The following is a 687-nucleotide window of genomic DNA, read 5'->3' as shown; positions in this document are numbered from 1 at the left end:
CCTATCAGGGGATCACCGGGGCTGTGGTCGTGCTGGTTGGAGGCGGCCGGTAGGCACGACTCCCCAATGCCCTCCAGCGCATCGAGAAGGTGGGCAAGGCCGTCCGTGCACGTTGCAGGCGGTCGCAGGCTACTCACGAGCACCCCGCACACCAGCAGCTGGGCAACCATGCCCTCGACGCCCGGCCGAGCAAGACCAAGCGTGGTCGACACCAAATCGACAAGATTGACAAAGGCTGCGGGTGTCGCCGCGGACGCCACGGCAACCTGAACAGCTCGGCCATGACGGACCGACACTTCGGCGGGAAGGAAGGCGTCCGTCGGCGGGTGTGCATGCGGGCGCCATGGCACCACAAGCCGCTCACCGCGCACCACGGCCAGGTCGTTGGCGACCACGGTCAACGACGCGCGCACCCGGCTCATGGACTCCAGCCAGGCGACGACCGCGGCCAGCCACACCGAGTCCGCCCGCGGGTAGGGACGATCATTACCAGTCCACAACAGCCCCGGCTCGGCGCCGAAACGCACCGAGGCCACACCGGCGAACAACCCGAAAGGCGTCGCCCGCCGGCTCATCCGCACCAGGTAGCGGGCCACCGCCAACCCCAGCCGGCGAACCTGCCGCGCCGACGGCCGACGCCCTTGGCACACATCCTGCACCCGTGCCGCGAGTGTCGGACTCGCGATC

1 protein-coding gene is annotated in these 687 nt (G+C 69.4%); it reads right to left on the bottom strand.

The genetic code is table 11. The features are described from left to right. The coding region (locus MJ783_RS23270) for a lantibiotic dehydratase (protein WP_239314034.1) at nt 1-687 on the bottom strand (687 nt) is incomplete at both ends.

The sequence above is a fragment of the Protofrankia sp. Cj3 genome, from assembly GCF_917627355.1.
Lineage (GTDB): Bacteria > Actinomycetota > Actinomycetes > Frankiales > Frankiaceae > Protofrankia.
The sequence above is the reverse complement of the archived record's forward strand: the minus strand, read 5'-3'. Positions and strand labels throughout refer to the sequence as shown.